This is a genomic window from Burkholderia sp. BC1 (assembly GCF_052683555.1).
The window spans coordinates 1-3773 of the sequence record NZ_JBQYLP010000145.1 but is presented as its reverse complement, the minus strand read 5'-3'; the positions used below and the strand labels follow the sequence as shown (position 1 = coordinate 3773).

The following is a 3773-nucleotide window of genomic DNA, read 5'->3' as shown; positions in this document are numbered from 1 at the left end:
ATCTCGCCTGCAACTTCGGAAGTTGGTCCATTGATCAGCGTTTCCCTAACGCCCGATGAACGTGAAGACGCTGTCGAACGTCTGGGCGAAAGTGATATGCGCATCCTTGTCGCGACCGATTGCCTTTCTGAAGGTATCAACCTACAGGGCCTCTTTACGGCCGTTGTCCACTACGACTTGAGCTGGAACCCGACTCGACACGAGCAGCGGGAGGGACGCGTGGACCGGTTCGGGCAGAAGGCCCGTGAGGTGCGCAGCACCATGCTCTACGGCGAGGACAATCCGGTCGACGGCGCGGTGCTGCAGGTTATCCTGCGCAAGGCGGAAAGCATCCGCAAGGAGCTCGGCATACTTGTCCCGATGCCCGACAATGAGGGAAAACTCACGCAGGCGCTGATGAATGCCGTGCTGTTGCGCAAGGGAGCAGCAATGGGCGTGCAGACAGAGCTCGACCTGTTTGGTGAGCCCGCGAAGGAGATTGAACTTGCGTGGGAAAGCGCTCGCGAGAAAGCCCGGCAGAATCGCTCCATTTTCGCCCAACGCAGGCTGAGACCAGAGGATGTACTGCCTGAGTGGCAAAAGACCGCTGCGGTTCTTGGCGGTGAAGCGGACGTCGCGCGCTTCGTAAGCCGCGCTGCCAGCCAGCTCGGCGCCCCCCTGCAGCCAGTCAATGAACACTTCAAGCTGCTGACAGAGCACCTGCCTGCCTCGGTACGTGAACGACTGGCTGTCGAGGGCTTGACCGACACTTTGCGTATCGATTTTCACCAGCCTCCAGCGCAGGGCGCGAGCTTCATTCACCGTACGCATCCGCTGGTAGCGGTACTGGCTGACACGCTGCTCGAACGGGCACTGGATGATGCCGCGTACGTGAATGAAGACACGACCATCGCTCGTGCAGGCAGCGCTTTTGTCAATCACGTCTCGCTCAAAACCACGGTTTTGCTGTTGCGCATTCGTCACCAACTCACGGTGACGCATGGCGCTGGTACACGCCTGCTGATGTGCGAAGAGGCAGTCGCCGTAGCCGCATCCGGAAATGAACCTTTGACTGAACTTTCTGCTGACCAGGCGCGGGCGCTGCTGAGCGCCGAGGCTACCCGCAACATGCCCGCGCCACTTCGCGACCGCCAGTTGCAATCCGCCCTGGACACCTTGCCGGGCTGGCAACCGCAGCTCGAAGCCATTGCACAGACGCGTGCCCAAGCACTGTTGCAAGACCACCGCCGCGTGCGCGAAGCTTCGGAAGGTCGAGGGAGCTACCAGGTGACTGCCAGTTTGCCGGTCGACGTTATGGGCGTCTACGTCTTGCTGCCGGATGCAGCAGCGGCTACGACAGGAGTCTGACGCGATGGCCCGATTGAATTCAACGCGCAAAACGCATCAGTTGACCTACCGTGCCATTCGTATCGAAGGCGGGCTCATTCCGGCCGACGAGCTGACGCGCCTGACTCTGCTTGCAGGCCCCAAGGACACTGAGCAGACGGAAAGCCATTACCGCATTGCAAAAGGTTTGAAGCTGCGCGACGAAATTGCCCGCGACTTCAAGATTGCACTCAATCTCTGGCAAGATTTTCAGGTACTACGACAGCGCCAGGACGTGCGGCTCCATGAGGTCACGGTGCGTGAGTGGCTGATGCCGTTGCTGCGAGACGTACTGCACTTTCACGATATTGCCCGCCATTCCCCTATCGAGGTAGCCGGGCACCAGTACAACATTGGCTATGCCGGGAGTGGTGGTCGTGTACCACTGGTGCTGGCTGGTGTCGACGAACCGCTCGATACTGCTGCCGACCGGTTTGGCGAAACGAATCCGGACACCGGCAAGATTCGACGCCGCAGTCCCTTCATGCTGACGCAGGAAGCGTTGAACGCAAGCGATGATTCGCTTTGGGCCCTGGTCAGCAACGGGCTGTCACTACGCATCCTGCGTGACAACCCGAGCCTCACTCGTCCAGCCTATATCGAGGTTGACCTCGAAGCCATCTTCGCTGAAGAGCTGCTGGCCGATTTCAGTGCATTCTGGTTGCTGGCTCACGCAAGCCGCTTCGGCAACGCCGACGCCTTGCCGACCGATTGTCCCTGGGAGCGTTGGCGCGATGTGGGCCAGCAGGTAGGCGTTACCGTGCGAGGCAAATTGCGCAACCAGGTAACCAACGCATTGCGGGCGTTGGGTACGGGCTTTCTTTGTCACCCTGCCAATGGTTCGCTGCGGGCTGCGTTGCAAGATACCGAAAGCGGCTATGACAGTAAGGCCTATTTTGAAGAGCTACTGCGCCTTGTTTACCGCCTCATTTTTCTTTCCACCGTAGAGGACCGGCGCGACCGTGGCAGTGGCGAACGCCTGGTCTTTGCACCTAACGCTAGTGATGAGGCCAAGGCGCGGTATCTTGATGGCTACTCGCTCACCTGGCTGCGGGAGCGCGCGGTTCGCCGCAGCCAGCATGACCGCCATGCGGACCTCTGGCAGGCATTGACCATCACGTTTCGGGCCCTGGCGCACGGTGAGGCGGCACTCGGCCTGCCTGCCATCGGCGGGCTGTTCGACACCGACCAGTGCTCGCACCTGGATGCCGCGGAGCTCGAAAATCGCTATCTGCTGGCTGCGGTGTTCGAGCTCGGCTGGTTCCGGGCTGACGGCAGCCTGTCCCGTGTCAATTATCGTGACATGGGGCCGGAGGAACTTGGAAGCGTATATGAGAGCCTTCTGGAACTTGTGCCGGACCTTCAAGGCCTTACGCATGCTGGAACCGCCCGTCTTGCGTTCGTCGGCGATGAGATAACGGATGCGTCCACAAAAGGAAATACCCGCAAGCTCACGGGCAGCTACTACACCCCTGACAGCCTCGTGCAGGAGCTAATCAGGAGTGCGCTAGAGCCAGTCATTGAGCAAACCGTCAAGGCTAATCCGCAGCGCCCGGTGGATGCTCTGCTTGGGTTGACCATCTGCGACCCAGCCTGTGGCAGCGGCCACTTCCTGCTCGCCGCTGCGCGGCGCTTGGCTGACGAGGTCGCACTGCATCGTGCTGCGGTTGAACGGGAAGGCGGAGCCCCGACGCCTATCGACTATCGCCACGCGCTACGCGATGTGGTTAGTCGTTGCATCTATGGCGTGGACAAGAATCCCATGGCCATCCAGCTCGCGAAGACCGCATTGTGGCTGGAAGCCTATTCGCCTGACCGCCCCTTGAGCTTTGTCGACCACCACCTCCGCGTAGGTGACGCGCTGCTGGGCGTGCTAGACCCCAAGGTACTGGAACACGGTATCCCTGATGAGGCTTATACCGTTCTTTCGGGTGATGACAAGGCAACAGCGAGTGCGCTGAAGAAGCAGAACAAAGCTGACCTGAAGAGCTGGCGTGCCATTGCGGGCGGTGACCTGCTGACGCAAGCCGGCCTAGCTGCGCAGGCGGTGACGGTGGAAACGCTAGACGACGACACCCCCGAACATCTGACCGCGAAGCGTCAGGCATGGGCAACGGCCGAAGCCGAAGCACAGCGCAGCGCATTTGCTCGACTGGCCGACACTTACGTGGCAGCCTTCTTGGCACCGAAGTTAGCCGATACAAAGAATGTGGTGCCTTTGTCGGGTTATCTGTGGGGCGTACTTAGCGGGCAGCCTGCCAAGGCCGAATTGGAAGATGCGGCCCAAGCTCTGTGCCGACAGCACGCCGTTTTCCACTGGTGGCTCGCGTTCCCGCAGGTGGCAGCGCGCGGCGGCTTGCGTATTTCGGCGATGGTGATCAGACGTTTCGGTGAACGTGATCGGTCTG

Annotated in this window: 2 protein-coding genes; both read left to right on the top strand. The window is 60.5% G+C overall.

Translation table 11 applies throughout. From position 1 onward, the window contains the following. Positions 1 to 1347 (top strand): helicase-related protein (locus ACSHSS_RS29820; RefSeq protein WP_445545944.1); only part of this gene is annotated, 1347 nt, incomplete at its 5' end. 4 nt (positions 1348 to 1351) lie between these two features. Next, the coding region (locus ACSHSS_RS29815) for an N-6 DNA methylase (protein WP_445545943.1) at positions 1352 to 3773 on the top strand (2422 nt) is incomplete at its 3' end.